Here is a 25,283-nt window from a genome sequence, read left to right on the forward strand (position 1 = left end):
TTCTTCGTCACATCCGTCCCATCCGGCGCTGTCGGCACATCCGTCCCGGGTTACCCGGCAGCGGCCGCGGCAGACAGGTCGTCGACGCTGCCGGACATGATTGTCCGGACGTGTGCGGTGATCATCTCCAGCGGCCAGTCCCACCATGCGAGCTCGAGCAGGCGGTCGATCCGGCAGGGCTCGTAGCGGTAGCGGATGACCCGGGCCGGGTTGCCGCCCGCGATCGCGTAGTCGGGCACATCGTCGACGACCACCGATCCGGAGGCGACGATCGCGCCGTGCCCGATCCGCACGCCCGGCATCACCAGCGTGCCGTATCCGAGCCAGACATCGTTGCCGACGACGGTGTCGCCGCGCCCCGGCAACCCGGCGATGAGATCGACATGGTCCGACCACGACCCGCCCATGATGGGGAACGGGAACGTCGACGGCCCGTCCATGCGGTGGTTCGCGCCGTTCATGATGAACCGCACGCCCTCCCCCAGCGCGCAGTATTTGCCGATGATCAGCTTCTCCGGGCCGTAGTGGTACAGCACGTTGCGCGTCTCGAAGGCTGTCGGATCGTCCGGATCGTCGTAGTACGAGAACTCCCCGACCTCGATCAGCGGCGAGGTGATCAGCGGCTTCAGCAGCACCACCCGCGGCTGCTCGGGCATGGGGTGCAGCACGGTCGGATCGGGTGGCACAGGCACGGATCATCCCTTCGTTCGGACAACCGGCCCATCATGCCAAACCACGGCTCACGCCTCCCAGTCATTTCCGGCGGTATGCCTTCCCCATTCCCGGCGGCATGCCTGCGCCATTCCCGGCATGCCCTCCCCCCATCCCCGGGCATGCCCTCCCCAATTCCCGGCATGCCCTCCCCAATTCCCGGCATGCTTTTGGCCGGGATCGCACTGGATTCCGGCCGAAAGCATGCCGGAACGACGAACTCGGCGTGGCATGCCGGAAGTGACGTAGGGCGATCTCCGGCTTGGCCTCAGCGTGGCATGGCGGCGACGGTGAGGGAGTTGGCCTTGGCGCCCGTTCCGTACCTGCCGGTGACGCCGTTCAGTTGCTCGCTCAGCCCCAGAGCCGTTGTGACCCGGCCGATTTCGTGGTTCACGTTATCCACGGTGGTGACCGTGGAGCCGAGCTGGGAGTCGCCGCGCACCACCGCGATCGGGCCGGAGCCGTCCGCGGCGCCCGAGCGACCGGCCAGCACCACCCCCGCGCTGCGGCCCTTCAGCCCACCGGCGAACCGGCCCACGATCGAGCCCTCGTTGTCCTGGTCCGCCTTGGCCCCGTCGCCTGTGACGACGACGGCCAGCTGGGCGGGGTGGACGGTATCGGCGTTCAGGAATCCCCCGCCGCGCAACGTATCCAGGATCAGTCCGCGTTCCTGCTCGGTGGCGCGCGGCTGACCGCTACCGGGATCGGTGAGCAGCGCCAGGCCCAGCAGATCGCCCGCGAGACCCCCCTGGTCGACCGCGCCGGTCTGCAATTGGGCACCGGCCGGAATCATGTTCGTGGCCGCCGTGCGCAGCCGATCGCCCTGACCGGAGTCCACGAAAGCCGCTGTCAGCGAGACCTTTCCGGCCACCGTGGCACCCGATGCCAGCAGCGATTTGGTGACGGCGTCGACATCGGCATTGTCGGCGTCGGGAGTGGTGAACACCAGCACGCTGCGGTCGGCGAGCGTACCGCCCAGCAGCCGTCCCGCCGACCGGGCGACGAAGGCGTCGGCCGCGTTCAGCTGCGCGGTGAGCTCGGCGTTTTCGTCGCTCAGCTCGGCGGTGCGCCCGTCGCCGCGGTCCGCGCGCAGCGAACCCCCGCCGATCACCTGCCCGCCGAGTACCAGCCCGACCGCCAGCGCCAGAAAGATCGCCGCGATGGAGATGGCGTGCTGGCGTAACGAAATCACTGTTCCCCCTTATTGTTTCCGATCGAGTAAGCCCCGGCCCCAGGACTCGGCGTGCTGCCAGGTGTCGCGCACCCAGTCCAGCACCTCACCACCCATGTGCTGCGAGGCGAGCAGCGCCACGATCAGCGCGACGAGCGCGGCCAACACCACCAGCGCGGCCGCCCAGCCGGAGGTGCGCTGCCGGTACAGCGTGGCAACGGCTTTCGCGTCCATCAGCTTCGACCCGGTCTTGAGCCGGGTGAGGAAGGTCGCCGGATTCGATTCGCGCCTGCTGCGATCGAAGAAGTCGTCGAGCGAGGCGGCGGCGCCGCAGGTGACGATCAGCGCGGCCTCGTGGTGGTCGGCCAGCAGCAGCGCCAGATCCGTCGCCGAGCCGGACGACGGGAAGGTGGTGGCGCCGATACCGAGGTCCTGGATGCGCTCCAGGCCCTTGGCGTGGCCGTCGGTATCGGCGGGCAGGATCACCTCGGCGCCGCACTTCAGGGCCGTGGCGGTGATCTCCTCCGGATCGCCGACGATCAGATCGGGCCGGTATCCGCCGCGTATCAACGCATCCGCGCCGCGCCCCACCCCGACCAGAATCGGCGCGTACTCCTTGATGAACGGCTTGAGCGACTTGAGGTCCTCGCGGTGATCGGGCCCGTCGGCGACCACCACGACGTGCCGCTTACGCATGGACACGGCCAGGTCCGGCACCCCGAGACCGTCGATCAGCAGGGCGCTCTCGGTGCGGATGAACTCGATCGTGTTGCCCGCGAACGCCTCCAGGTGATCGGCCAGGCCGTTGCGGGCCTCGATCATGCGCTCGGCGATCGTGGCCTCGCTCAGCTCGATGGTCTCCACCAGCACCTCCGGCACCTTCTTGGTGACCCGGTCGGCGTAGACGACACCCTCGTCGATGCGGACCTTGATGCCGTCCTTGATCTTGGTGAAGACGTCGGTGGACACCGCGTCCAGCAGCAGGATTCCGTTGGCCACCAGCACTTCCGGGCCCAGATTCGGATACCGCCCGGAGATCGACGGGGAGGCGTTGATCACCGCCACCACGCCCGCCTCGACGAGCCGGTCGGCGGTCAGCCGATCCAGATCCATCTCGTCGAGCACCACGACGTCGCCCGGTCCGACACGCTTGAGCAGACGCCGGGTGTTGCGGTCGACCCGGGCTATCCCGGACAGGCCGGGCAGCGTTTCGGTGCTTTTCGACAGCAGCGCCAGCATCTTCATGAGATCCGATGATGATCGGAAACCCTCAACCTTTGGTGGAGGCGCGCCGAATTCCGCTACCAGATTCGTCACAGTGATGCCAGCGACGCATCACGAGGGTCACCGAACCGGTACCGATATGTCCGGTACCGATATGCTCGCCCGGCAGGCGCACGACGTACCGCTTCAGAAGGAGATTGGCATGGCCAGCACCACGATCGACACCGTCATTCCCGCACCGCGCGATGTCGTGTACAAGCTCTTCACCGAGCGTGACAGCCTCAACAAATATCTGCCGATCAACTTCACCATGAAGCAGCCCGGTTCGCCCGAGCCCGCCGGTGTCGGCGCGCGGTACCTGGTCGGCGTCGCGGGCGTCGGTGTCACCGAGGAGACCACCGCCCTGGTACCCGGCGAGCGCATGGAGTACAAGATCATCGCCGGCGCCCCGGTCCGCAGCCACACCGGCACCATCACCTTCGCCGATGCCCCCGGCGGCACCCTGGTCACCTACCGCATGGACTCCGACCCGAAGGTCCCCGTCCCCGCCAAGCTCACCGAACTCGCCCTCAAGGGCCTGATCAGCCCGTTCCTCAGCGCCGCCAAGAAGGCGGTGGCGAAGTAGGCGCTCCCACCTGATTCCGGCATGCTTTCGGCCGGAATCCGCTCAGCTCGCGGCCGGTTCGGCGCTGCCCTTTTCGGCGCGGGCGGTTTCCAGCAGTTCTTCCGCGTGGGCGCGGCCGGTTTCGGTGTCGTCGAGACCGGCCAGCATGCGGGCCAGTTCCTTGACGCGTTCGTCGGTGGCCAGGGCGTGGACGCCGCTGTTGACGCCCTTGCCGTCGTCGACCTTGTCCACCACCAGATGGGTGTCGGCGAACGCGGCCACCTGCGGCAGGTGGGTCACCACGATCACCTGGTGGGTGCGGGCCAGCCGGGCCAGGCGGCGGCCGATCTCGACCGCGGCGCGGCCGCCGACCCCGGCGTCGACCTCGTCGAACACCATGGTGGTGCCGTGTTCGGAGCTGGCCAGCACCACCTCCAGCGCGAGCATCACGCGCGACAGCTCGCCGCCGGAGGCGCTCTTGCTCAACGGCAGCGACTGAGCCCCCGAATGCGCCGAGAGCCGGAACTCCACCTCGTCCACACCGGCGGATCCGGCGTGTAATTCCTTGCCGCCCACGGTGATCGGCGCCGCATCTCCGGCGGCGGCGGGCATCGGGCGCACCACGACCTCGAGCTTCGCGCGGCCCATGGCCAGGCCGGACAGTTCGGAACTCACCGCCGCGGCCAGCTTCTTGGCGGCCTTGGTGCGCGCGGCGGTCAATTTCTTCGCCGTCTCGCACACCTGCTCGGCGCCGGCCTCCACCTCCTTGCGGAGCGCGGCCAGCGCCTCGTCGGAGACGTCGAGTGAATCCAGGCGGCCGCGCGCATCGACGGCCCAGGCGAGCACGCCATCGATATCGGGCGCGTATTTCCTTGTCAGCGTCTTCAATTCGGCCTGGCGGTTCAGCAGCGAATCCAGCGCGCTCGGATCGGAGGGCAGGTCCGACAGGTAGGTGCTGAGTTCGGTGGTCAGGTCGGCCACCACCGAGATCGCCTCGCCCAACCGCGGCGACAGGTCCCCCAGCGCGCGGTCCTCGGCGGAATCCAGCCGGGCCCGCGCGGTGCCGAGCAGGTCCAGCGCGCCCGCGCCCTCGCCGGGCGCATCGGCCGGACCGGCCAGCGCATCGTGGGCGGCCGTGGCCGCCTCGCGCAGCGAATCCAGATCCGACAGCCGGCGCACCTCCGCGACGATGCGCTCGTCCTCCCCGGGTTCCGGTGCGATGGCGTCGATCTCGTCCAGCGAGTACTTCAGCCGGTCCGCCTCCAGCGCGAGTTCGCGGCCCCGGGCCGTGCGCTCCAGCAGTTCGTCGCGCGCCTGCAGCCAGGTGCGGCGGGCCAGCTGATACTTGCGCAGCAGCCCGTCCATCGGGCCGCCGGCGAACTGGTCGAGCGCCCGCAGCTGCTGCTCCGGACGCTGCAATCGCAGCTGATCGTTCTGGCCGTGCACGGTCAGCAGCGGTGCGGTGAAATCGCCCAGCACCGCCGCCGGGACGCCCCGCCCGCCCAGGTGCGCGCGTGAGCGCCCGTCGCTGCCGACGGTGCGCACGGCGATGACGCTGCCGTCGTCATCGCGCTGTGCCCCAGCCGATTCCAGCACCTTCGCGACCTCGTCACGGGCGCCGTCGTGCACGTCCTCGACCGTGAAGCGGCCCTCCACCACCGCGCGGGCCGCGCCCTGGCGCACTCTTCCCGCGTCGGCGCGGGCGCCGCCGAGCAGATGCAGGCTCGTCACCACCATCGTCTTCCCGGCGCCGGTCTCACCGGTCAGGCAGGTCAGCCCCTCGTGGAATTGGGCCGTGGCGGTGGAAATGACCCCCAGGCCGTCGATCCTGATCTCTGTCAGCACTAGTGCTCTCCGTTCGGCGGACGACCTCGCCAGCCTGTCACGGGCAGTTGGAATTTGCGCACCATCCGATCGGCGAACGGCGCGGAATCCAGCCGCACCCAGCGCACCGGCTCGGTCCCGCGGACCGCCTCGAACCGGGCGCCCTTGGGCAGTGCGAGCGTCCGGCGGCCGTCCAGGAAAATTATCGCATCATGGCCCGTCGCAACGGTTTCCACCGCGATCCGGGAATCCGGGCTGGTCACCAGCGGGCGCGCGAACAGGGCGTGGGCGTTGCTCGGGATCACCAGCAGCGCCTCCAGCTCCGGCCACACCACCGGGCCGCCCGCGGAGAACGCGTACGCGGTGGATCCGGTCGGGGTCGCGATCAGCACTCCGTCGCAGCCGAACTGGGACACGGGGCGGCCGTCGACCTCCAGCACCACCTCCAGCACGCCCATGCGGGCGGCGTTCTCGATGCTGGCCTCGTTGAGGGCCCATCCGCGTTCCACGACTACATCATCGACCCGGACACTGACATCCAGCGTCATCCGCTGCTCGATGCGGTAGTCGCCGTGCACCACCTGGGCCAGCGCGTCGTCGAGATGCTCGGCCTCCGCCTCGGTGAGAAATCCGATGCGGCCCAGGTTGATTCCCAGCACCGGCACCCGCGCCGAGCGCGCCATATCGGCGGCGCGCAGGAACGTACCGTCGCCGCCGAGCGCCAGCACCATCTCGCAGCCCACGGCGGCGTCTGGCCCGTGCTCGACCGCCTGCACCGGGTAGCCGTCCGGCTCGCCGGTGTCGTCGCAGTCCAGCCGGGTGCTGTAGGCCTCGTCGGCCAGCACGCGCAGTCCGATCCCGGCGTCCTCGAAGATCTTCGCCACCCGGTGCGCGGTCTCGGTCAGCTCCGGACGGCCGGGGTGCGCGACGAGCAGAATCTCCCGTTTCACTGTGGTCCCTCCTCGACCGCCCGCTGCACCAGCGCCGCGATCTCACCCGCGGCGACATCGTCCGTCCCGGAAGCGGCCACTGTGCCGTCCGCCTCGAGGCCGACCGACTCCTTGCGTAACCACAGGAAGTATTCGACATTCCCGGACGGACCGGGCAGCGGACTGGCCACCACGCCCCGGGGCCGCAGCCCCAACGCCGCCGCCGCACCCGCCACCTCGCGCACCGCCTCGGCCCGCAACGCCGGATCCCGCACCACGCCGCCGGAGCCTACTCGCTGCTTGCCGACCTCGAACTGCGGTTTCACCATCGGCAGCAGATCGGCGCCCGGCGCACAGCACTGCGTCAGCGCGGGCAGCACCAGGCCGAGGGAGATGAACGACAGGTCGGCGACCACCAGTTCGACGGTTCCGCCGATCACGTCCGGCGTCAATGCCCGGACATTGGTTCGATCGTGCACCCGCACCCGGTCGTCGCTGCGCAGCCGCCACACCAGCTGGCCGTAGCCGACATCCGCCGCCACCACCTCGCGGGCACCCCGGGACAGCAGGACATCGGTGAAACCGCCGGTCGACGCACCGGCATCCAGGCAGCGTTTTCCGGCGACCGTGACTCCGTGGGGTTCGAACGCTTCCAGCGCTCCCAGCAGCTTGTGCGCGCCACGCGAGGCCCACTGCACCTCGTCGGGCTCGTCGCGCACCAGCAGCGGGGTGCCGAGTTCCACGGCCGTCGCCGGTTTCGACGCGACCGTACCGTTGATCAGGACGCGGCCCGCACCGATCAGCTCGACCGCATGTTCCCGCGACCGCGCCAATCCGCGGCGAACCAGTTCGGCGTCCACCCGCGCGCGCCTGGCCAACTCAGATCTTGTCCACCGTCGCCAGGGCCTGGACCAGCACCTCGTGCGCCTGCTCCAGGATGCGGGCGCGGCGGGTGATGTCGGTCCCGGCGCTCGCGGTGCCGGGCGCGGCCTCCGCGAGATCCGAACGACGCGCTCCCGCAGACAGTTCCGACAGCAGGGCGTCGATCTCCGCGCGCACCTGTTCCGGGTCGGCGAACTCCGCCGGATTCGCGCCCGCCAGGTGCTGGCCGGGCATCGGAATGCCGGGGTGGGGCCCGTTCGATCCGGGTGCGTGCGGGCGGGGCATCGGAGTACTCATGGTGCGCACAACGCTACCGGAGTTCACATTCGAACACACGTACTGACCGGGTGTCGGGGTGTACACCACCCCATTTTCCGGTCGGTATTTCCGCACCGCCGACCAGGACAAGGACATGCGATGACTCCGGACCGCTGGTAACCCGCCCTCCCGAGTTCCACGACTGTCACGACACGACCTGACTGCCTGGGCTACCTGCTTCATCGACATGGGGCTAGGAGTCTGTTGCGCGGCCCAGGTAAAACGCTGCCGTCCTCAGTGCTCGCGGCTCTGCACGGATCGCGGGCGTTCCGGCGCCCTGGTCGGTCAAACCCCAAGCATCGGCGGCCCGCCGGATCCGCTCCTGACCTTCGTGCCTACTAGCGAACTCCACCATGTCATCGGGGTGTATCGAGCATCGTCGGCGAGATGCAGCGACAGGGCTCGCAACGACTCTTCCCACCCGACACCCGTTGCAGCGGCTCGAACCAGCGCGACAGCCGCTCTGGACTCGTGCACGCGTTCCACAGATCGGCGGCATCGGTATCGAAGGCGCGCTCCAGAACGACCTGATGCGCTTCACCGCTGGTCGTGATCTTGCGGATCACCCTGTTGATCTCGTCGGCGATGTTCATGTCGCCCCGTTCCTCGTTGACGACTTTCCTCGACGCACCTCTACGTCGAGAGCAGACAGGGCATCGCTCCACAGCCCGCGGAACTGATCGAGCCATACGTCGATATCCCCGCAGGGCACCGGGTTCTGGCGAATAGCGGCGCCGCGTCCCATCGGGGCGCGAGTGCACCAGCCCGCCTCTCGCAGTCGCCGCAGGTGACGCGATGTGGCCGGGCGTTGAGTCGGATGTAGTCGAGATTTCGTGGTGCCGAGAACTTGGCACTCGAATCCCGTTGTGAGCCTTACTAATACCCCGGGTTAGGCTGGAAGCGGGTTGGACAGCGGCACTACTGTGACATGCGGGCCGAAACGCAAAGCTGTTCGACAGCTACGGCCCGCTCGAGCGCTGCTGCCACACTTCACTGTTCGGCTCACAGTCGGTCGTCCCCTCATCCGAGCCCTGTAGTCGAACACGGCCGTCACGTAGCCTTTCCTGCTCTCCGCGTGACGACCAGGTAGCACGAATCGAGAGCGGCCGGGGTGACGCACATGGATGTCCGTCGCCCCGGCATCGCGTTTCGGGCAGGGCGGCTGTCTCCTCCGACGCCCAATCAGCAGCAGGTTCCGGCATCGACCATGATTGTTGTGCCAGTTGACATCTCGGCGCCGCTACAAGTGGGAGCTGCCATCCGGGGATGAGAAAGGTCGCGACGGTGGCGGTCGGTCAGAGCCTATTCGGCGGGGTCGAAGGCACCGAGGCCGGGCCGGTAACTCTTGTCGTCGAGGAACCGGCTGAGGCCGTGTGCTCGGCTCCGTTCGCCGTCGAGCACTCTCGACTGGTCGAGCTTGGCATACAGGTAGTCCTCGGCCTGGTGCCAGCTCATCTCGGCGGCGAACCGGTAGCCGACCTTCGCCGTGTGCAAGACGACCTGATTCATCGATCCGAGCCGCACCGCCAATTCCCTTGTGCGCGCTCGTAATCGCTCCGCCGGTACCGCCTCGTTGACCAACCGCATCTGCGCTGCCCGGGCACCGTCGAACGGCTCGCCGGTCATGATGTAGTACAGCGCGTCGCGGTGCGGCACGGTCGCCGCGATTGCCTTGGTGACCACACTGCCCGGAGGGATGCCCCAGTTCACTTCGGACAGCCCGAACTGTGCCCGCTGGTCGGCGATCGCCAGATCGCACGCAACCAGCGGGGTGAATGCCCCGCCGAAGCACCAGCCGTTGACCATCGCGATCGTCGGCTTCGGGAAATAGGCCAACCGCTTCCACTGCCACTCGTTGCCGACCCGGCGGACTCGATGTTGCAGCGTGGCACTGCCGACGTCCTCGACCTCGCGGAAGTATTCCTTCAAATCCATTCCGGCGGAAAATGATTCGCCAGCACCGGTGAGCACCAGCACCCGGCAGCGGTCGTCCGTCTCGAGTTGGTCCAGCACCCGGCACATCTCCTCGTTCAATGCCGGATTCATCGCGTTGCGTTTCGCCGGACGGTTCAGCGTCACCCAGGCGATGCCCTCGTCGAACTCCACGGTGACGGTGTCGCCCCACGGCTCGATCGCTGCAGTCATCAGTCCTCCAATATCAGGATTCCTTATAATCGAGAGTGTGGCACTCGGCGAGCGTCAGGTCAACACCCCGGACCGTCGGCCCGAAATCGACTCCTGCACGAACTACACAGTGCCGCAGCAATTCTGGTGACACAGGGCCGAGTTGCCCCGCTCGGCGGTGGGCAGAGCGACGGGTCAGGCGCCCGCCCCGTCCGTCAACGCTCGGCGGCCCGCCACGAGGCATCTACGGAAAGCACGCCGGTCCGACTCGTCGAGATCGGCGAGCATCCTCTCCTCCAGGTCCGCGACCAGTGGGTTGTACTCGACGAGAAAGTCTCGCCCCTCGTCGGTCAGGCTGATCAGCAATCGGCGCCCGTGGGCCGGGTCCGCCCTCCGTTCGATGAGACCTCGTCGCTCCAGCGCGGCGATCAGGTCACCGGCGGACTGCGCCCGGACAAAGGAGGCCCGCGCCAGATCGGCCGACGTCATCGTCGGCCGCCGCTCCAGGACGGTCAGCGCGGTGTACTGCAGGGCCGTCACACCCGACGGCTTGAGCAACGCGTCGAGATGCGCACGACTGGCCAGTTCCAGCCGTTTCAGCAGGTACAGCAGCGTCGCGGGCCGTGGTTCGTCGGAAGCGGTCACCCCGTCATTGAAGCATCTTGCAATGACAGGATTCCTGATATATTTTCGAGCGATCGGACCCATATGCCCGGGAGTTGCCATCGGAGTCCACCCCGAGCTGGCACCGAATTACATTGGGAGACACGGAATGAACGACCAGGGAGTGGGTTCATGGCCTGCCCGCCGAGCTCGCATGACCCCCGACCGTGTCGCTCTGATGCAGGACGAGAGACAGCTGACCTACCGCGAGTTGGAGGCGCGCGCAGTCTGGTTGGCGCACGGGCTGCGCGAGCACGGTGTCGAGCGCGGAGACCGCGTGGCATACCTGGGCTGGAATTCGATCGCCCTGGTGGAGATCCTCTTTGCGGTGGCCAAACTCGGCGCCGTGATGGTGCCGTTGAACACGCGGTTGGCCGCACCCGAAACCTCCTACATCCTCGCTGATTGCGCGCCGCGAGTGCTGATCGCCGAACGCGGTTTCGACCCCGTCGTCGACTCCGAGCGACTGAGCTCGATCGGCATGGAGATCGTGACCATCGACGCAGCCACAGGCACGGACCCGCTGGGCCCCTTCAGCGACCCCGGCAGTGATCTCACGCTCGACGAACCGATCTCGCTCGACGAGCTGTTCATGATCCAGTACACCTCCGGCACGACCGGCTACCCCAAGGGCGTCCGGCTCACTCACGGCAATATCACCTGGAACGTCTTCAACCTGCTCATCGATATCGATCTCGGCAGCACCGAGGTCGCGTTGGTCACCGCGCCGCTGTTTCACACCGCGGCCCTCAACCAGGTACTGTTCCCGATCCTCCTCAAGGGCGGCACGGCGCTGATCGAGGCGAGGTGGGACGCCGATCGGGCCCTCGAGCTCATCGAAACGCACAGCGTCACTATGCTTTTCGGGGTTCCTTCCATGTATCTGTCGCTGCTGCGCGCATCGGCCTCGGGCACCGCGGACCTCTCGACGCTGCGGCACGCGCTGTGTGGCGGCGCACCGGTCCCCACCACACTGCTGGAGCAGTTTCGCGAGCACGGGCCACCGATCATCGTCGGATACGGGCTCACCGAGGCCTCGCCCGGCGTCACGATCCTGCGGGCCACCGGCCCCGGCATCGATCACGACAAACCCGGTTCCGCGGGCACACCGTGCTTCTTCACCGACGTTCGACTCGACTCCACCGACGGAGCCGGCGACACGGGCGAGATCCTGGTGCACGGCCCCAATGTCAGCCCCGGCTATTGGAACCGCCCGGACGCCACCGCGGCCACCTACACCGACGGTCACTGGCTGCACACCGGCGACCTGGGCCACCTCGACACCGACGGATACCTCTATGTCGCCGACCGGCTCAACGACATGTACATCTCCGGCGGCGAGAACATCTACCCCGCCGAAGTGGAGCAAGCCATCTACACCCACACCGCCGTCGCCGAATGCGCGGTCATCGGCATTCGGGACAATACCTGGGGCGAAGTCGGCCGCGCCGTGGTCGTTGTCCACCCCGGAGCCCAACTGTCCGAACGGCAACTCCTCGACTATCTCGACGACCGGATCGCCCGCTACAAGATCCCGAAATCCGTTGTCTTCGTTGACAAACTGATCTACAACGCGTCCGGCAAACTGATGAAGACCCGGATCCGGCAATTGCACGGCGCACCGGCCGACGAGGACTGACGGTGCCCGAATCGAGACCAAGTCAGAAACGCTACCCCGAAACCCGTACCGGCCCAGTCGATCCGGGGTCGACCGCATGCGGATAGCGAACGGCCGAACCGATCCGGCCGCCCGGCCCGTCGATCTGTCGGAGTTGACATCGAGCGACCGCCGGCTGGCCCGAACGATTCTCGACAACCTCGACACAACCTGCCTCTCGAACGAACACACAGCCACCGCCAAGATCACCCTGATGGCGGCGGTGCAATGCTGCCTCGCCGGTCTGATGCACGCCGCGCACACCGACGGCTCGGTGCCCGAACACACCACGGCCCGGATCGAAGCAACAGCTACCTGGTGGGCAGAGCGGGACCTGCCGATCGCGGTGCTCCACCACGCCATCCATGCCAGCGTCACCGTCGCGGTCGACCTGGCCGGCAAACAGTTGTTCCGGTACGGCGCACCCGCGATCCACAGGAGCGGGATGCTGATGGTCGATGCCCTGAGAGCTCTCACCGTCGCTGTGTCCCGGGGGTACAGCAGCGAAGTACGCGCCGCCTCCACGCAACAGCGCGCCGCCGACCAGTCACTGACCGCCGCGCTCCTGGCCGACGGAACAACACTGACACAGGCACACCACGACACCCTGTCGGCCCACTATCTGGTGGTCGCGGTGGCACTGGCACGGCATCCGCAGGAGGACCACCTCGACGTCGACGGCCGGATCGTAGCCCGCCGTAAACTACGCCGTGTCCAGGCCGAACTCGCGACCATTGCCGAGCCGAAGGTGTTGTCGCTGTTGAGCACCGACGGCGGCACCCTGCTGATACCCACCACCGCAACCATCGACATCGAAGGCACGGACACCTCGGCCGGGGACTGGGCCGGCCGACTGATCACCCGACTCGGACACAGCGCCGGCGCACCCGTCACCGCTACCGCCGTCGCGGCCCGCCGTGACGAAATCCCCCAGGCCACCGAAATCGCCCACCATCTGTTGGACCTCGCCGTACTACTGCAGCGCGGTCCAGGGCTACACCTGTTCCGAGACCTCGCCTGCGAATACCAGATCACCCGCCCCGGACCGGCGAACCAACGACTCCAGTCCTACCTGCGCCCCCTCGAAGCCACCCCGGAACTGCACGAAACCCTCCGGACATACCTGGCCACCGAAGGGAGCCGCCAGGCAACCGCTCGCCGGTTGGAGATCTCGGTCAACGCGGTCCGGCACCGCCTGCAACGGATCACCGAACTCACCGGCCTCGACCCCCAAACGACTCCCGACCGATGGAACCTCATCGCCGGCATGATCACTCGCAATGCCGACACTCGTTCCGCATCGAGGACCAGGCATACCGACTAGCGAAAAAGGAAATGCCGTTGTGTCCGGGGCGATCCGCTCGGGTCTGTGGCCATGAAAACGGCCGGTCGTCATCAGATTTCACAAAGGCGCCGAAAATCTGTTCCACCACCAGATCCGGGTCATAGCCTCGGCGGGCGGAATCCACTCAGGGCGAAGGAGAAGTCCGACGGTGACAAAGTACACAGCGCTCGATCACTGCGTGAGACATCAGTCCTGGTGGCGCCCAATAGTTTTGACCGCTCTACTATCCGCCGCGACGGTGACGCCCGCAGCCGCGGCGCCGATGGGCACCGAGCGGACGGAAACGCCGGTCACTTCCACATCCGAGGTCGCATCCGTCGCGGAATCTGTTGTGTCAGTCCACATTCCACTGCCGGAATCGGTGGGACAACATCCCGGCGCCTGCGACCGGCTGTCCTACCTGCGTTACCGCGCCGGCGACGGTCCGCGCGACTCCGCCGACGCCGATGCCGTCCTGGTCGCCCAACCCGGCATCTTCGAAGGCGCCGGAGCCTTCGACAACGTCGCCCGCAACACCGTCGCCGCGGCCGCTGAACAGGGCCGCCACATCGAATTCTGGGCGCTGGACCGCCGATCCAACTGCCTCGAGGATCACACCGGAACCCAGGCCGCTCTCGCCACCGGCGACACTCACGTCGCCGTCGACTACTACTACCGCGGCGCCGACATCGACGGCCGCCGATTCGACGGTTACCCACTCGACGACCGCTCGGCCTGGCTGGCGCACATCGGCATCGAACAGACCGTGCGTGACCAGTACGACCTGCTCACCGCCGAGCTGCCGGATCCCGCGCTGCGCAAGCAGAAGGTGCTGTGCGGCGGACATTCACTCGGCGGCATCGTCACCGGCGTGTTCGCCACCTGGGACTTCGACGGCGCCGCCGGAGGCGATCAGTGCGCGGGCTACTTCGCCCTGGACTCCGCGATCGACACCTCATTGACGGCACTCAACGGCATCCCCGACACCATCGACATGTCCCTCGGCGGCCGCAGCTACGACACCGTCCAGGCCGGACTCGACAACGGCACGATTCCCCGCGTGCTGGCACTGCCCGCGGTCGTCAACCCGGAGACGATGAATCTCCTCGGCATCGCGGGGCTGGCCGCCTACCTCGCCCCGGACGCCGAATCCGATCTGGCCCACTACATTCCCGACAGCCTCAACCAAGACGCCACCTACCGCGTGCTGATGTCACGCGACGCGGCGACGGCCGCGACCGGCTCCCCGTCCGTTCGTGACTTCCGGGTCACCAACGCCGCCGTTCTGGGCGCCTTCCTCGACGCCAACTCCCAGCCCCTGGCCTTCCTGCAGACCGGATTCGGATTCTTCGACGGCGGACCGGTCACCGACAAGAACTTCCCCGTCCCCGGCGACATCGCCACCACCCCCGCGCTACACCGACTGACCGGCGCCATGCTCGGCCCCGACCCCAAGGCGATCCCCGCCACACCCGACGGCCCGCTCTACACCTGGCGCAACTACGACCAACTCGCCGACATACCCATTCCGGTCGACAGCCGAGGAGTCCCGTTCACCGACCCGCAGCAGGAAGTCACCGATCTACAGGACCTGTCGCGCAGCCTGGCCGCACAGCCCCTCGACTTCACCGAGTGGTACTTCCCCACCAAACTCGCCGCCGACACCTACCAACTGCAGGCGCCCGACATCGCCCGGCACACCACCCACCCGGCCATGCTCGACGCCAAGCCCACCCTCAACCTCGTCGGCGGCTCCGGAATCGCCCTCGCCAGCGGCCACCCCGGTCGCGGCACCACCGTCATCGCCCCCGGATACCACCACCTCGACGTCCTCACCGCCGCCACCACCCAGAGCAACCGGCAACCCGAGATCGTCTCCACCAACCTCGCCCGCTTCGCCCTCGACACCACCGACCCTCACTGAAACCGCATGCCACCCACCAACCGCAATCAAGGCGCACGCACCGATTGGAGTTCCGGCCAGCCCGAGACAGGTTTCTTGGTGCGATTCACAGATCTGGCCGCGCCGACGCATCGCAGATCGGATGCCGACGTAGCGTCGATGACGCAGATGGGTCAATGACCGAATCGGACACGCTCCCGGAGTGTTTCCGATGGATAATGCGAGGACGCCGTGGTTGATCTCGGATGGTTCGACGGGTGGCGACCCCGATCCGGGCAACTCACCACCTGGACCGTGCTGTCGTCGGCACGCTCGGCGATGCTGCAGACGCCCGCCTGCACCACACCGGTACGAGGATGGCAACAGCGATACCTACGCGCAACACACCGTCTCGCGGGCACCAACTGCCCGCACGTTCGGCTCCGCATCACCGACTTCGGCATTGCCGGGCGGCCCGATATCGCGGCGATGACCCGGGCGATCACCGAACTCGTCCGCCGCCACGACAGCTTCCGGACCTGGTTCAGCGTCGAGCCCGACGGTCGCGTGCTGCGCCACCTGCTCGCACCCGAAGAAGTCGAACTGGTCGCCACCGCTCGCGGCGACCTTGCCGACGGGCGCGCAATCAGCGCGGCCGTGCGGGCCGACGTCCCGGACGCGCTGCACTGGGACTGCTTCGGATTCGGTGTCATCGAGCATGAGCACTCGTTCACCACGTATGTAGCCGTCGACCGGCTGCACTCCGATACCGCGACCACAGCGACCGACCTGCAAGCACTCTACGAAACGCACACGTACGGATCGACCCGGCCAGGAACCCCGACCGCGGAAGTAGTTCGGCGACACACGAATTGCTACCGGACAGTAGGATAGGACTCGGTCACTCGCCAGGTGATCGAACGAGACACGTTCCCCTGCACAACATTTCAGGGAACGTGACGCCACATAGCAGACGACGAATGCGAGAATCGATGAGAGCCAGCAAGTTCGCCGCCACTGCCCTGCTCGCGATAGGCGCCACCGGCATCACCGCCGGGGTCGTCCACGCCCAGCCCACCACCGGCGCCCCCGGCGAAACCGGAATGCACGCAACCGATCACGGCATCACCTACACCACCACACCGACCACGAATGGCCATGGCGTCAGCACCACGGTAGAGGCCGGGCAATTCACGGTAGCCGCGGATGCCCGGTCGATCGCTCTCACCGATACCGTCGGAAGCACTGTGGCCATCATCCCGCTCGGACTGCAAACCACCGCCGGAACCGTCACTCTCACACCGGAAATCGGCAACAACGGCCGAACCCTCACCCTCACACCACAATCCACCAACCCGCAGACCGCGCAAGCGATCGACGAAGCCTCCGACACCCTCGCCCGCAAGCAGTACAACGCGGGCGTCGGCGCACTCATCGGCGCCGGAATAGGCGCGGTCATCGGATTCTTCCTGGGCGGCGTCGGCGCCCTCGTCACCATCCCCGTCGGCGCAGGCCTCGGCGCCCTCATCGGCTACTCCACGCCCTGACCCGGCCATAGTCGCGCGCAACGTTTCGTAACCGACCCCGAGACGAGTGGGTCGAGGAATCTACCAGAGCCAGGCCTACGTCAGCCCTGCCCTGACGCTCGCAGAAGCCGCCGACCACCCGCACGCACCGGCCCGCCATCCCTCCGACGCCGTGCCCGGACGGAGCACCGACATCTGCCGACGCCCCCGCAGTTCCGGCCAGGAGTACCGCTCCGATTCAGGCGGGACCGGACGCGCTCACCGGAAGACATGCCGAACGGTGGATCAGGGCGATTCCCAGGATGCCCCACCATTCGTTTGCCGCGGAAGTAATCGCACCGCCACTGCCGGGCTACACACTGCCGTGACGCCGCTGGGGCAGGAACCATGGCGAGTGCCGCCCCCTTGTGGCCCGGCCGACGCCGCAGTCCTCGCCGGGCGGGTTATTTCGGCGCGGGGACCGTTTCCTGTAGGACGATGCCGTTGCCGTCGATGTCATCGAACTGAGCCAGCCGTACGCCCCAGGGCGTGTCCTCGACTTCGCCTACGGCGACGCCCTTCCCGATCAGTTCCGTGCGTATCCGGTCAAGGTCGGCAACGGCGTAGACGAGCCCTTTCAACGAACCGGGCGGCATGGTCGGAAACCAGGTGACAAGTGTGATCGCCGCACCTCCCTCGGGCGGGGCCAGCATGACCCATCGGGAGTCGGGCCCCATAGGATCGTCCGACACGACTGTGAAGCCGAGCTTGTCGGAGTAGAAGGCTGTCGCCTTATCCTGGTCACGGACTGGGACAGACACGATAGCGATCTGCACGAGGCTCCTTTCGAAGAGATGTCGGCTGGGTGCCGAAGCGATTCCACGCTAACGGCGCCGTCGATCAGAGCGCTTCTCCAAAATTGCTGTGCGGTGGTGAGAGTGGAACACGCCGGAGTGGCACGCCCACATCGTCGGTGCAGCAGGGCGCCAACGCCCACTTGCCCCATATTTCACCTACTTTCCGACCTCGCCAACTGGGTGAACCGGCACAGTCGCCGCCAACCGTCGGCCGTCAATCGTCGGCGGGGACCGGCCGTTTCGGAACTCGCCGGATACCGGCGAGTCCGGTCCAGCACAAACCGGTGGTCGTGGCGATGGCTTCGGACTTCGGCAGCGGCTTGCCGGTGAGCGCCCAGTCCCGCGCACACGCCTGCGCGATCGCAACCACCTCCGCCGTGACCAGCCAGCCGTGCTGGGCACCGGCCACCGGATACGGCGCCAGTGCCCGCGACAGCGCGTCGGTACAGATCGTCGCGGCCTGCCGCGCCATCCGTTGCGCCGACGGCTCGTCGACCACCGATGCACCGGCCAACAGGGCGGCACTGCGCGGATGGGTATCGGCGAATTCGAACACTGCTGACACCGTCGCCTCCACGACCGACCCACACTCCCGGCAGCGGCGAGTCCAGCGGTGAGCGTCTCCCCCAGCAACTGCACCGCCTCGTGCAGCACCGCCAGATACAGATTCAGCTTGCTCGGAAACGACTTGTACAGCACAGGTTTGCTGATCCCCGCCCGGCAGGCGATCTCCTCCATGCTCGCCGCCCGATAACCGCACGCAGCGAACAACCCCGCCGCAGCAGCCATGACTACCCGCCGACGCTCCCGCCTGGCCGCCACGATCGCCCCATCCACCGCCCGGACCACCTCCTCGGACACCCCACAGTACCGACAGTTGTGAGCTCGCATCGGGACACATCGCAACGGTCGTGCCCCGGCAGCGCCATGCCCTCGGCGAGTCGGCGACTCGTTCGGCGGTGTCGGGTCTGGCTAGCGACCTCCGACTTCGGCCGATTCGTCAGGGGCGGGGCGATCACAGAATGGCGAAGGCCAGGGCGGTGGAGGTCACGGCGCCGAGGCCCGCTGCGGCCATGGCAAGTGGCATCTGGGTTTTCACGTGGTCCATCACGTCGCCGCCGCAGGCGAGGGCGGACAGGATGGTCGTATCGGAGATCGGGGAGACCTGGTCGCCGAATACCGCGCCACCGACGACGGCCCCGAAGCACAGGTGCAGATACAGCGGGTTGGGATCGATGGCGTAGGCGAGTGGCATCGCGAGTGGGAAGACGACCGCGAAGGTGCCCCAGGACGATCCGATGGAGAACGCCACACCCATGCAGATGGCCATGAGGATGGCCGGCAACAACGGGTCCACGACCCAATCCGAGGTGGTTTCGACGATGTACTTCGCCGTGCCGAGCTGCTTGGACACATAGCCGAGCGTCACCGCCAGAGCCAGGATCAGCGCACCCACGGTCACGCCCTTGCAGCCGTCGACGAAGCCGTCGATCGCCTCACCGAGCGGAAGCCCCTTGATCAGCGCCAGCACGATCGCGACCACCACGGCCAAGCCGAATGCCTGCGCGATGAGAACCTCACCGGTCACGATGTAGGAGCCGATCACGATGACGAGAAGTACGCCCATGGGGACGGCGAAATCGGCAACGCTGGGCGAGTAGTCCTTCGGCAGCTTCATGGTGACCAGCTCCTCGGACGTGATCGGCTTCGCGGTCGGCGCGTTCAGCTGTCCCGTGGTGCGTGCGCGATGGATCGCCTGTTTCATGGCGCCGCCGACCCAGGGCAGCTTTCCCCAGGCGAACAGCAGCGTCGCCAGGAGCGCGAAGATCGCGTAGAAGTTGAACGGGATCGAGCTGATGAAGAACGCGACGCCGTCGTCCTCCGTGGCGAACAGCGGCGTGGTCCCCACCACCAGTCCCGCCACATACAGCGGCCAGGCGTTGAACGGGAGGATCGTCGCGACCGGCGACGCGGTGGAGTCGACGATATAGGTCAGCTCCTCCTTCGACACCTTGTGCTTGTCGGTGAGCGGGCGCACGGTGGTGCCGGCGAGGATCGTCGAGATCGTGCCGCCCTGGTGGAACAGAACTCCCACCAGCCACCCGAAGATCCGGGCACTGTTGGGTCCGCGAACCAGCGTGCGGCCCGCCATCTCCGCGAAAGCCTGGGCACCGCCGGTGCGTGTCCACAGGCCGATCATGCCGCCCAGCGCCCACAGGTAGACCAGCAGGATCGTCGCGAACGAGGCGGTGCCCAGCGCCGGAAGCATGAACCCGTCGACGACGTTGTACTGCGCACTGACGACGCCGCCCGTGATGACGCCCAGGAACAGCGCGGCCACCACGTTCTTGGTGACGAAGACGACCAGCAGCGTGATCACCGCGGGCAGCAGACTGAACAGCCCCACATGATCGCCCTCGCCCGGAACCCTTCCGGGAGAAAGGAATCCGAGCGCGACCAGACCGACCGCCAACGCCACCACCCCGAGGAGTGCGCGTGACGGGCGCAGTCGTGAGCTTTCCCAGATCTTCCTCGGGCGCACGGGGACGACCGCGGCACCCTCCCCGGCCGTAGCCACGCTGAGATCTCCACCGGGAGCCTGGATCTCGGACTCTGGACCTGCGATGTTCGCGGACATTGCGACCTTTCGGTGCGCGCATGTACCCGCGAAGAGCGGACCGCGCGCGTTACTTATACGTATTTGCTGTCGATCGAGCACCGTCCCGCGCGGGAACCGCCGACCGCAGGCCACTTCCTTCAACTCGGCTGGCTCATATCGATCACGTTGTGCCACAAGGGCATCCAGGTTCGCTGCTACGAAGCCCGGGGCCGATCGCCCGCCGAGCAATCCTCCCGTTATTTAATGAGCCGTTATTTAACGGTACGATACTAGATGTGACGTAGGCATCAGAGCGCACCTTCCCAACTGCGGGAAGTCTGTGCGCCGCAGGTTCCGGAATGGTCAGCGCTACCACGCCACCACGCGGACGACGCGAACGTGGTCTATATCAGGTCGGCGAAGGCCTCGACGTCGGCGATGGCGCCGGAGACGATGAGTTGGTCCCCGTCCGAGACGACGGTTTCCGGTGTGGTGTAGGTGAATTCGCCGCCGCGGCGTTTGATGGCGACGACTGTGATATCGAATTGCTGGCGTAGTCCGCTGTCGGTGAGGGTCATGCCGACGACCGCGCGGGGTGCGGTGGTGCGGATCATGGCGTAGTTGTCGTCGAATTCGATGTAGTCGAGCATGCGACCGGTGACCAGGTGCGCGATCCGCTCCCCCATGTCGAACTCGGGGAGCACGACGCGGTGGGCGCCGACGCGTTCGAGGATCTGTCCGTGCTGGCGGCTGGTGGCCTTGGCCCAGATGCGCGGGATGTCGAAGTCGGCCAGGGTCGACGTGGTGAGGATGCTGGCCTCGAGGTCGGAGCCGATGGCGACGACGGCGTGCGGGAAATCGGCGACGCCTAGTTGCTCGAGTGCGTCGGCGTCGGTGGTGTCGGCGACGGCGACATGGGTCAATTCGTCGGCGAACTGTTGCACCAGACGGGGATTGGAGTCGACAGCCAGCACCTCGGAGCCGTGCACGACCAGTTCCCGCGCCAGAGAGCTGCCGAAGCGGCCGAGACCGAGGACGGCGACGCGGGTGGTCGGGTGCTTGGGGTGTTTGGCGAACGGTGACTTAGCCAACGATGGGTCGCTCCTCGGGTAGTTCGTAGCGGCGTTCGTGCTCGCGCAGGGCCAGCGCCGAGGCCAGGGTGATCGGTCCGACGCGGCCGAGGAACATCATGGCCGCCACCAACAGCTGTCCGGCGGTCGGGAGGTCGGCGGTGATGCCGGTGGACAGTCCCACGGTGCCGAATGCCGAGACCACCTCGAACAGGACCGCGTCCAACGGCAATGCCGACAGCCACAACAGGACCATGGTGGCGAGCATGATCATGCCGACACCCAGCAGGGCCACGGTGACGGCCTGCCGCTGCACCGAGGCGGCGAGGCGACGGCCCATGACGTGGACGGTGGGCTGCCCGCGGACCTCGGCGAGCACGACGAACGCCAGCAGCGCGAAGGTGGTCACCTTGATCCCGCCCGCGGTGCCCGCGCTGCCACCGCCTATGAACATCAGCACGTCGTTGACCAGCAAGGTAGTCGGCTGCAAGGCCCCCACATCGACCGAGTTGAATCCGGCGGTGCGCGGGCTGACGCCATGGAAGGCACCGGCGAGCAGGCGACCCGGGTACGACAGTGGCCCCAGGGTGCCCGGATTGGTCCATTCCAGCGCGGTCACCACGACCACCCCGACCACCGCCAACCCGAAATAGCTGAGCACCGTGATCTTGGTGTGCAACGACCAGCCCGGAACCCGGGAGCCGCCGATTCGGTTCCGGATCGCGCGATAGACCTCGAAAACGACCGGGAAGCCGAGGCCGCCGAGGATGAAGGCGAGGGTGATCGGCACGATGATCCACGGGTCCGTGGCATGCCGGACCAGACTGTCTTCGTGCAGCGCGAACCCCGCGTTGTTGTACGCCGAAATCGCGTGGAACACACCATAGTACAGCGCCGAGCCGAAGGATTCCGTCGTCGTGGCCAGGCGTCGAGCGGTCAGCACCACCGCGGTCGCCAGCTCGATCCCCAGGCTCATCGCGACAACGCCGATCACGACCCGTCGGGTCTCCCCGAGTCGCAGCGTCTTGGTTTCGGCCTGGGCCACGAGTTGCATACGCAGGCCCATGCGCCGAGCGACGAGCAGCCCGAGCAGCGAGGCGGCGGTCATGATGCCGAAGCCGCCGACCTGAATCAGCCCGAGCACCACCGCCTCCCCGAACCCGGTCCAATAGGTGGAGGTATCGACGACGACGAGACCGGTCACGCACACCGCCGAGGTGGCGGTGAATATCGCGGTGACCGGATCGGTCCAGCCCGCGGTCTCCGACGAGATCGGCAGCATCAGCAGCAGCGCTCCGAGCAGATCCACGGCCAAGAACCCCAGCACGGTCAGCCGGGCCGGGTGCCCGAACGGGCCGAGACGGCCCAGCACCGGCGCGGGACGTCGCACGATCACCTGCGTCAGCCTAGGACGAAGTAGCGCAGCCACAGGTACGGCGCGGCGATCGCGATGGTGATCGCGGTGACGACGATGCCCTTTCTGGTGAACTCCCAGAACGAGATCGGGTTGTCGGCGCGTTTGGCGATGCCCAGCATGACCACGTTCGCACTGGCCCCCACCGCGGTCAGGTTGCCGCCGAAGTCGGCGCCCATGGCCAGCGACCACCACAGCGCCCCGGACTGGGCGGGATCCATGCTGCCGATCAGGTCGGCGACCAGCGGGCTCATCGTCGCCACGTACGGGATGTTGTCGATCACCCCGGACAGCAAAGCCGAGACGACGAGGATCAGCATGGTCGCGACCAGCGCATCCCCACCGGTGGCGTCGGTGGCCAGCTCGGCGAGATTCTCGATCACACCGGTCTTGACCAGGGCGCCGATCATCACGAACAGCCCGGCGAAGAACAGCAGCGTCTCCCACTCCACCGCGGACAGGTAATCGCGTTGCGGCAGACCGGAAATCAGCACCAGCACGCCGGCGCCGAGCAGCGCCACCACCGACGGCTCGACATGGAACACCGAATGCCCGATGAACCCGGTGAACACCGCCGCCAGCACCGCCCCGCATTTGATGAGCAGGCGGGGGTCACGGATGGCTTCGCGTTCGTCGAGCGACATCACGTCGGCCACCCGGTCGGGGTCGACGTCGAAGGACCCGCGAAACAATCGCGGCAGGATCAGCGTGAACACCGCCAGTTCGATGATCACGATCGGCGTCATGTGGATGAGGAAGTCGTTGAACGCCAGCCCGGCTCGGCTGCCGATGATGATGTTGGGCGGGTCGCCGATCAGGGTGGCGGCGCCACCGATATTCGACGCCAGCACCTCCGCGATCAGGTACGGCGTCGGGTTGATCTCGAGGCGTTCGCAGACCAGGAGTGTCACCGGTGCGATCAACAGCACGGTGGTCACGTTGTCCAGGAAGGCCGAGGCGATGGCGGTGATGAGCGTCAGCAGGATCATGATCCGCAGCGCGGATCCTTTGGCGCGCTTCGCCGCCCAGATCGCGGTGTACTCGAACACACCGGTCTGGCGCAGCACCCCGACGATGACCATCATCCCGAGCAGCAGGAAGATGACATCCCAGTCGATACCGGTGTCGTGGGAGTAGAACGCGTCGTCGGAGCCGACCACGCCCAGCGCCAGCACGATCGCCGCGCCGCCCAGCGCGGCGACGGTCTTGTGGATCCGTTCGGTGGCGATCAGGACATAGGCGGCGGCGAACACCACTACCGCGACGGCCGTCACCGGCTCCACCCCCGCGCACCGGCGGCGCGGTTCAGGCGTTCAGTGCCGCTGCGAGCAATCGTGAGGCCGTGATGATGCCGAGGAGCTTGTCGCCGTCGGTGACCGCGATGAGCGGGCACCGCAGCCGCGCCATCATGGCGGCGACCTCGACGATGGTGTCGTCGGCCTTGGCGGCCGGAACCTGGCTGAGCCGTTCGGGGATCACATCGCGAACCTTCTTGCCGCGCAACTTCTCTACGGACCGGTCGCACATCGACTCGGTCAGCACGCCGGCCAGCGACGGGTCGTCCTGCACGTATTTCGGGACGAGGAACCGCACCACCTGTGACGCGGGCAGCACGGCCGCGGCGCTGCCGTCCGCGTCCGTCACCACGATTCCCGGGAGCTGATGCTCGGCCAGCAGCCGTGCCGCCTCCAACGCGTCGGTGTCCATGCTGACCACCGGGTATTCCTCGGCCATCTGTGCGGCGTGCATCCTTGCAGGATACGACTCCTCGGCGCGGTGCCGCTCCCGGCGGGCCCGGAGGATCTGTGCATCGTGGTGTCACCGTGAACTCCTCGGGTCGAACCGCGGCGACCCGAGGTTTCGAGTCACCGTTGCCGACCAGACTTCCCGGCGCACCGCCCGTAAAGATGCCGTAAGGAAAGCGCTCGATCAAATCGACAAGCTGTTACCAACCCGCTAAAACGCCGCAGCGAAGCGCTGCCGCGATGCGCGACGAGGATCGTCCACGAACACCGGCCGCCGTGGCGCGTGACGAAGCCAGCCGGAATCGACTGGCCTCGAATGCAATCCCGCGTGCGTCAGGCGAAGGGCTCGAGGCCGAACCGGCCCCAGGCCACGAAGACGGCCGCGGCCAGATAGAGGATCTCGGCGGCGGCCGTCCCCCACAGTCCGCGCCGGATCCGAACGGTTATCGCCCCGGCGAACAGCAGGGCCGTACCGGTTGCCGCCACCGGCACCAGGATCGGCGCGATATCGAGCACGGCGGGCAAGACGAGCCCCACCGCGCCCAGGAGTTCCACGGCCCCGAGAGCTTTCAGGGCGGCCGGGCCGAAATCCTCGGCCCACGCGGCGTAGCCGCCGGCGGCCAGGATCTTCTCCTTGGGGATCACCAGCTTGGCACTGCTGACCAGAAGGACGGCCGCGAGCACTCCGGCGACGATCCACAGCGCGACGTTCATGATTGACTACCTCCACCTATTCGCGTCGGAACGGCTTGCTGCTTCTCTGACGGGTGACGGCGAGGA

The 25,283-nt window shown here is 67.3% G+C and carries 24 protein-coding genes and 1 pseudogene; 6 read left to right on the forward strand and 19 right to left on the reverse strand.

What is annotated here, in order from left to right:
- Positions 1–50 precede the first annotated feature (50 nt).
- The 3 genes from NM1_RS26080 to steA all read right to left on the reverse strand — a co-directional run bounded on the left by NM1_RS26080 (position 51) and on the right by steA (position 3,127).
- A complete protein-coding gene (locus NM1_RS26080; protein WP_068025316.1) occupies positions 51–656 on the reverse strand; it encodes a CatB-related O-acetyltransferase in 606 nt (201 codons plus the stop codon).
- A gap of 323 nt (positions 657–979) precedes the next feature.
- Positions 980–1,903: a copper transporter gene (locus tag NM1_RS26085; RefSeq protein ID WP_068025103.1), complete on the reverse strand. Its 924-nt coding sequence runs from the start codon at positions 1,901–1,903 to the stop codon at positions 980–982.
- 9 nt (positions 1,904–1,912) lie between these two features.
- Positions 1,913–3,127, reverse strand: a complete 1,215-nt coding sequence (steA, locus tag NM1_RS26090) for a putative cytokinetic ring protein SteA (RefSeq protein WP_068025106.1) — start codon at positions 3,125–3,127, stop codon at positions 1,913–1,915.
- A 181-nt stretch (positions 3,128–3,308) separates the two neighbouring features.
- On the opposite strand from steA, the gene NM1_RS26095 reads away from it, so the two are divergent.
- Positions 3,309–3,731, forward strand: coding sequence for an SRPBCC family protein (locus NM1_RS26095; RefSeq protein ID WP_068025319.1), 423 nt, complete (start codon positions 3,309–3,311; stop codon positions 3,729–3,731).
- 42 nt (positions 3,732–3,773) lie between these two features.
- Here NM1_RS26095 and recN read toward each other — a convergent pair whose 3' ends face one another.
- The 7 genes from recN to NM1_RS26130 form a co-directional block, all read right to left on the reverse strand.
- The gene (gene recN / locus NM1_RS26100; RefSeq protein WP_068025109.1) at positions 3,774–5,555 is read right to left on the reverse strand and encodes a DNA repair protein RecN; all 1,782 of its coding nucleotides are present in this window, start codon (positions 5,553–5,555) and stop codon (positions 3,774–3,776) included.
- A complete protein-coding gene (locus NM1_RS26105) occupies positions 5,555–6,484 on the reverse strand; it encodes an NAD kinase (RefSeq protein ID WP_068025112.1) in 930 nt (309 codons plus the stop codon). Before NM1_RS26105 ends, recN begins: the two co-directional genes overlap by 1 nt.
- The gene (locus NM1_RS26110; protein WP_068025116.1) at positions 6,481–7,341 is read right to left on the reverse strand and encodes a TlyA family RNA methyltransferase; all 861 of its coding nucleotides are present in this window, start codon (positions 7,339–7,341) and stop codon (positions 6,481–6,483) included. The genes NM1_RS26105 and NM1_RS26110 overlap by 4 nt, the downstream gene beginning before the upstream one ends.
- 1 nt (position 7,342) lies before the next feature.
- Positions 7,343–7,642: a hypothetical protein gene (locus NM1_RS42525; protein WP_246011653.1), complete on the reverse strand. Its 300-nt coding sequence runs from the start codon at positions 7,640–7,642 to the stop codon at positions 7,343–7,345.
- A gap of 377 nt (positions 7,643–8,019) precedes the next feature.
- Positions 8,020–8,256, reverse strand: a complete 237-nt coding sequence (locus NM1_RS26120; RefSeq protein ID WP_068025123.1) for an SRPBCC family protein — start codon at positions 8,254–8,256, stop codon at positions 8,020–8,022.
- A gap of 709 nt (positions 8,257–8,965) precedes the next feature.
- Positions 8,966–9,808 (reverse strand): p-hydroxycinnamoyl CoA hydratase/lyase, encoded by an 843-nt coding sequence (locus NM1_RS26125; protein WP_068025126.1) that lies wholly within the window; start codon positions 9,806–9,808, stop codon positions 8,966–8,968.
- A gap of 174 nt (positions 9,809–9,982) precedes the next feature.
- On the reverse strand, positions 9,983–10,432 hold the full coding sequence (locus tag NM1_RS26130) for a MarR family winged helix-turn-helix transcriptional regulator (RefSeq protein WP_068025129.1): 450 nt from the start codon (positions 10,430–10,432) through the stop codon (positions 9,983–9,985).
- 172 nt (positions 10,433–10,604) lie between these two features.
- Here NM1_RS26130 and NM1_RS26135 point away from each other — a divergent pair, with 172 nt between their 5' ends.
- From NM1_RS26135 to NM1_RS26155, 5 genes are all read left to right on the forward strand, one after another.
- Positions 10,605–12,089 carry an acyl-CoA synthetase gene (locus NM1_RS26135; RefSeq protein ID WP_246011652.1) on the forward strand — a complete coding sequence of 495 codons (1,485 nt, stop codon included), beginning with the start codon at positions 10,605–10,607 and terminating at the stop codon, positions 12,087–12,089.
- 76 nt (positions 12,090–12,165) lie between these two features.
- Entirely contained in the window at positions 12,166–13,431 is a 1,266-nt protein-coding gene (locus NM1_RS26140) for a PucR family transcriptional regulator (RefSeq protein WP_068025136.1), read from the forward strand.
- Between the two features lie 352 nt (positions 13,432–13,783).
- Positions 13,784–15,355, forward strand: a complete 1,572-nt coding sequence (locus NM1_RS26145; protein WP_246011651.1) for a hypothetical protein — start codon at positions 13,784–13,786, stop codon at positions 15,353–15,355.
- A gap of 210 nt (positions 15,356–15,565) precedes the next feature.
- Positions 15,566–16,207, forward strand: a complete 642-nt coding sequence (locus NM1_RS26150; protein ID WP_068025144.1) for a condensation domain-containing protein — start codon at positions 15,566–15,568, stop codon at positions 16,205–16,207.
- A gap of 98 nt (positions 16,208–16,305) precedes the next feature.
- On the forward strand, positions 16,306–16,860 hold the full coding sequence (locus NM1_RS26155) for a DUF8020 domain-containing protein (protein WP_068025147.1): 555 nt from the start codon (positions 16,306–16,308) through the stop codon (positions 16,858–16,860).
- Positions 16,861–17,282: 422 nt separating this feature from the next.
- Here NM1_RS26155 and NM1_RS26160 read toward each other — a convergent pair whose 3' ends face one another.
- The 9 genes and pseudogenes from NM1_RS26160 to NM1_RS26195 form a co-directional block, all read right to left on the reverse strand.
- The gene (locus tag NM1_RS26160) at positions 17,283–17,654 is read right to left on the reverse strand and encodes a glyoxalase superfamily protein (RefSeq protein WP_068025150.1); all 372 of its coding nucleotides are present in this window, start codon (positions 17,652–17,654) and stop codon (positions 17,283–17,285) included.
- Positions 17,655–17,889: 235 nt separating this feature from the next.
- Positions 17,890–18,240 (reverse strand): hypothetical protein, encoded by a 351-nt coding sequence (locus NM1_RS44170; protein ID WP_246011660.1) that lies wholly within the window; start codon positions 18,238–18,240, stop codon positions 17,890–17,892.
- Between the two features lie 98 nt (positions 18,241–18,338).
- Positions 18,339–18,566, reverse strand: a pseudogene (locus NM1_RS44525) (helix-turn-helix domain-containing protein); the annotation flags it as partial.
- 124 nt (positions 18,567–18,690) lie between these two features.
- Entirely contained in the window at positions 18,691–20,253 is a 1,563-nt protein-coding gene (locus NM1_RS26170) for a Na+/H+ antiporter NhaC family protein (protein ID WP_211339548.1), read from the reverse strand.
- Between the two features lie 425 nt (positions 20,254–20,678).
- Complete coding sequence (locus tag NM1_RS26175; protein ID WP_068025156.1) at positions 20,679–21,365, reverse strand: potassium channel family protein; 687 nt, start codon at positions 21,363–21,365, stop codon at positions 20,679–20,681.
- Positions 21,358–22,740 carry a TrkH family potassium uptake protein gene (locus NM1_RS26180; protein WP_246011650.1) on the reverse strand — a complete coding sequence of 461 codons (1,383 nt, stop codon included), beginning with the start codon at positions 22,738–22,740 and terminating at the stop codon, positions 21,358–21,360. Before NM1_RS26180 ends, NM1_RS26175 begins: the two co-directional genes overlap by 8 nt.
- Positions 22,741–22,745: 5 nt before the next feature.
- Positions 22,746–24,032: an ArsB/NhaD family transporter gene (locus NM1_RS26185; protein ID WP_068025330.1), complete on the reverse strand. Its 1,287-nt coding sequence runs from the start codon at positions 24,030–24,032 to the stop codon at positions 22,746–22,748.
- Positions 24,033–24,063: 31 nt separating this feature from the next.
- On the reverse strand, positions 24,064–24,507 hold the full coding sequence (locus NM1_RS26190) for a CBS domain-containing protein (protein WP_068025158.1): 444 nt from the start codon (positions 24,505–24,507) through the stop codon (positions 24,064–24,066).
- Positions 24,508–24,836: 329 nt separating this feature from the next.
- A complete protein-coding gene (locus NM1_RS26195) occupies positions 24,837–25,217 on the reverse strand; it encodes a DoxX family protein (protein WP_068025161.1) in 381 nt (126 codons plus the stop codon).
- Between the last annotated feature and the right edge of the window lie 66 nt (positions 25,218–25,283).

It is taken from the genome of Nocardia mexicana NBRC 108244 (assembly GCF_001613165.1).
Taxonomy (GTDB): domain Bacteria; phylum Actinomycetota; class Actinomycetes; order Mycobacteriales; family Mycobacteriaceae; genus Nocardia; species Nocardia mexicana.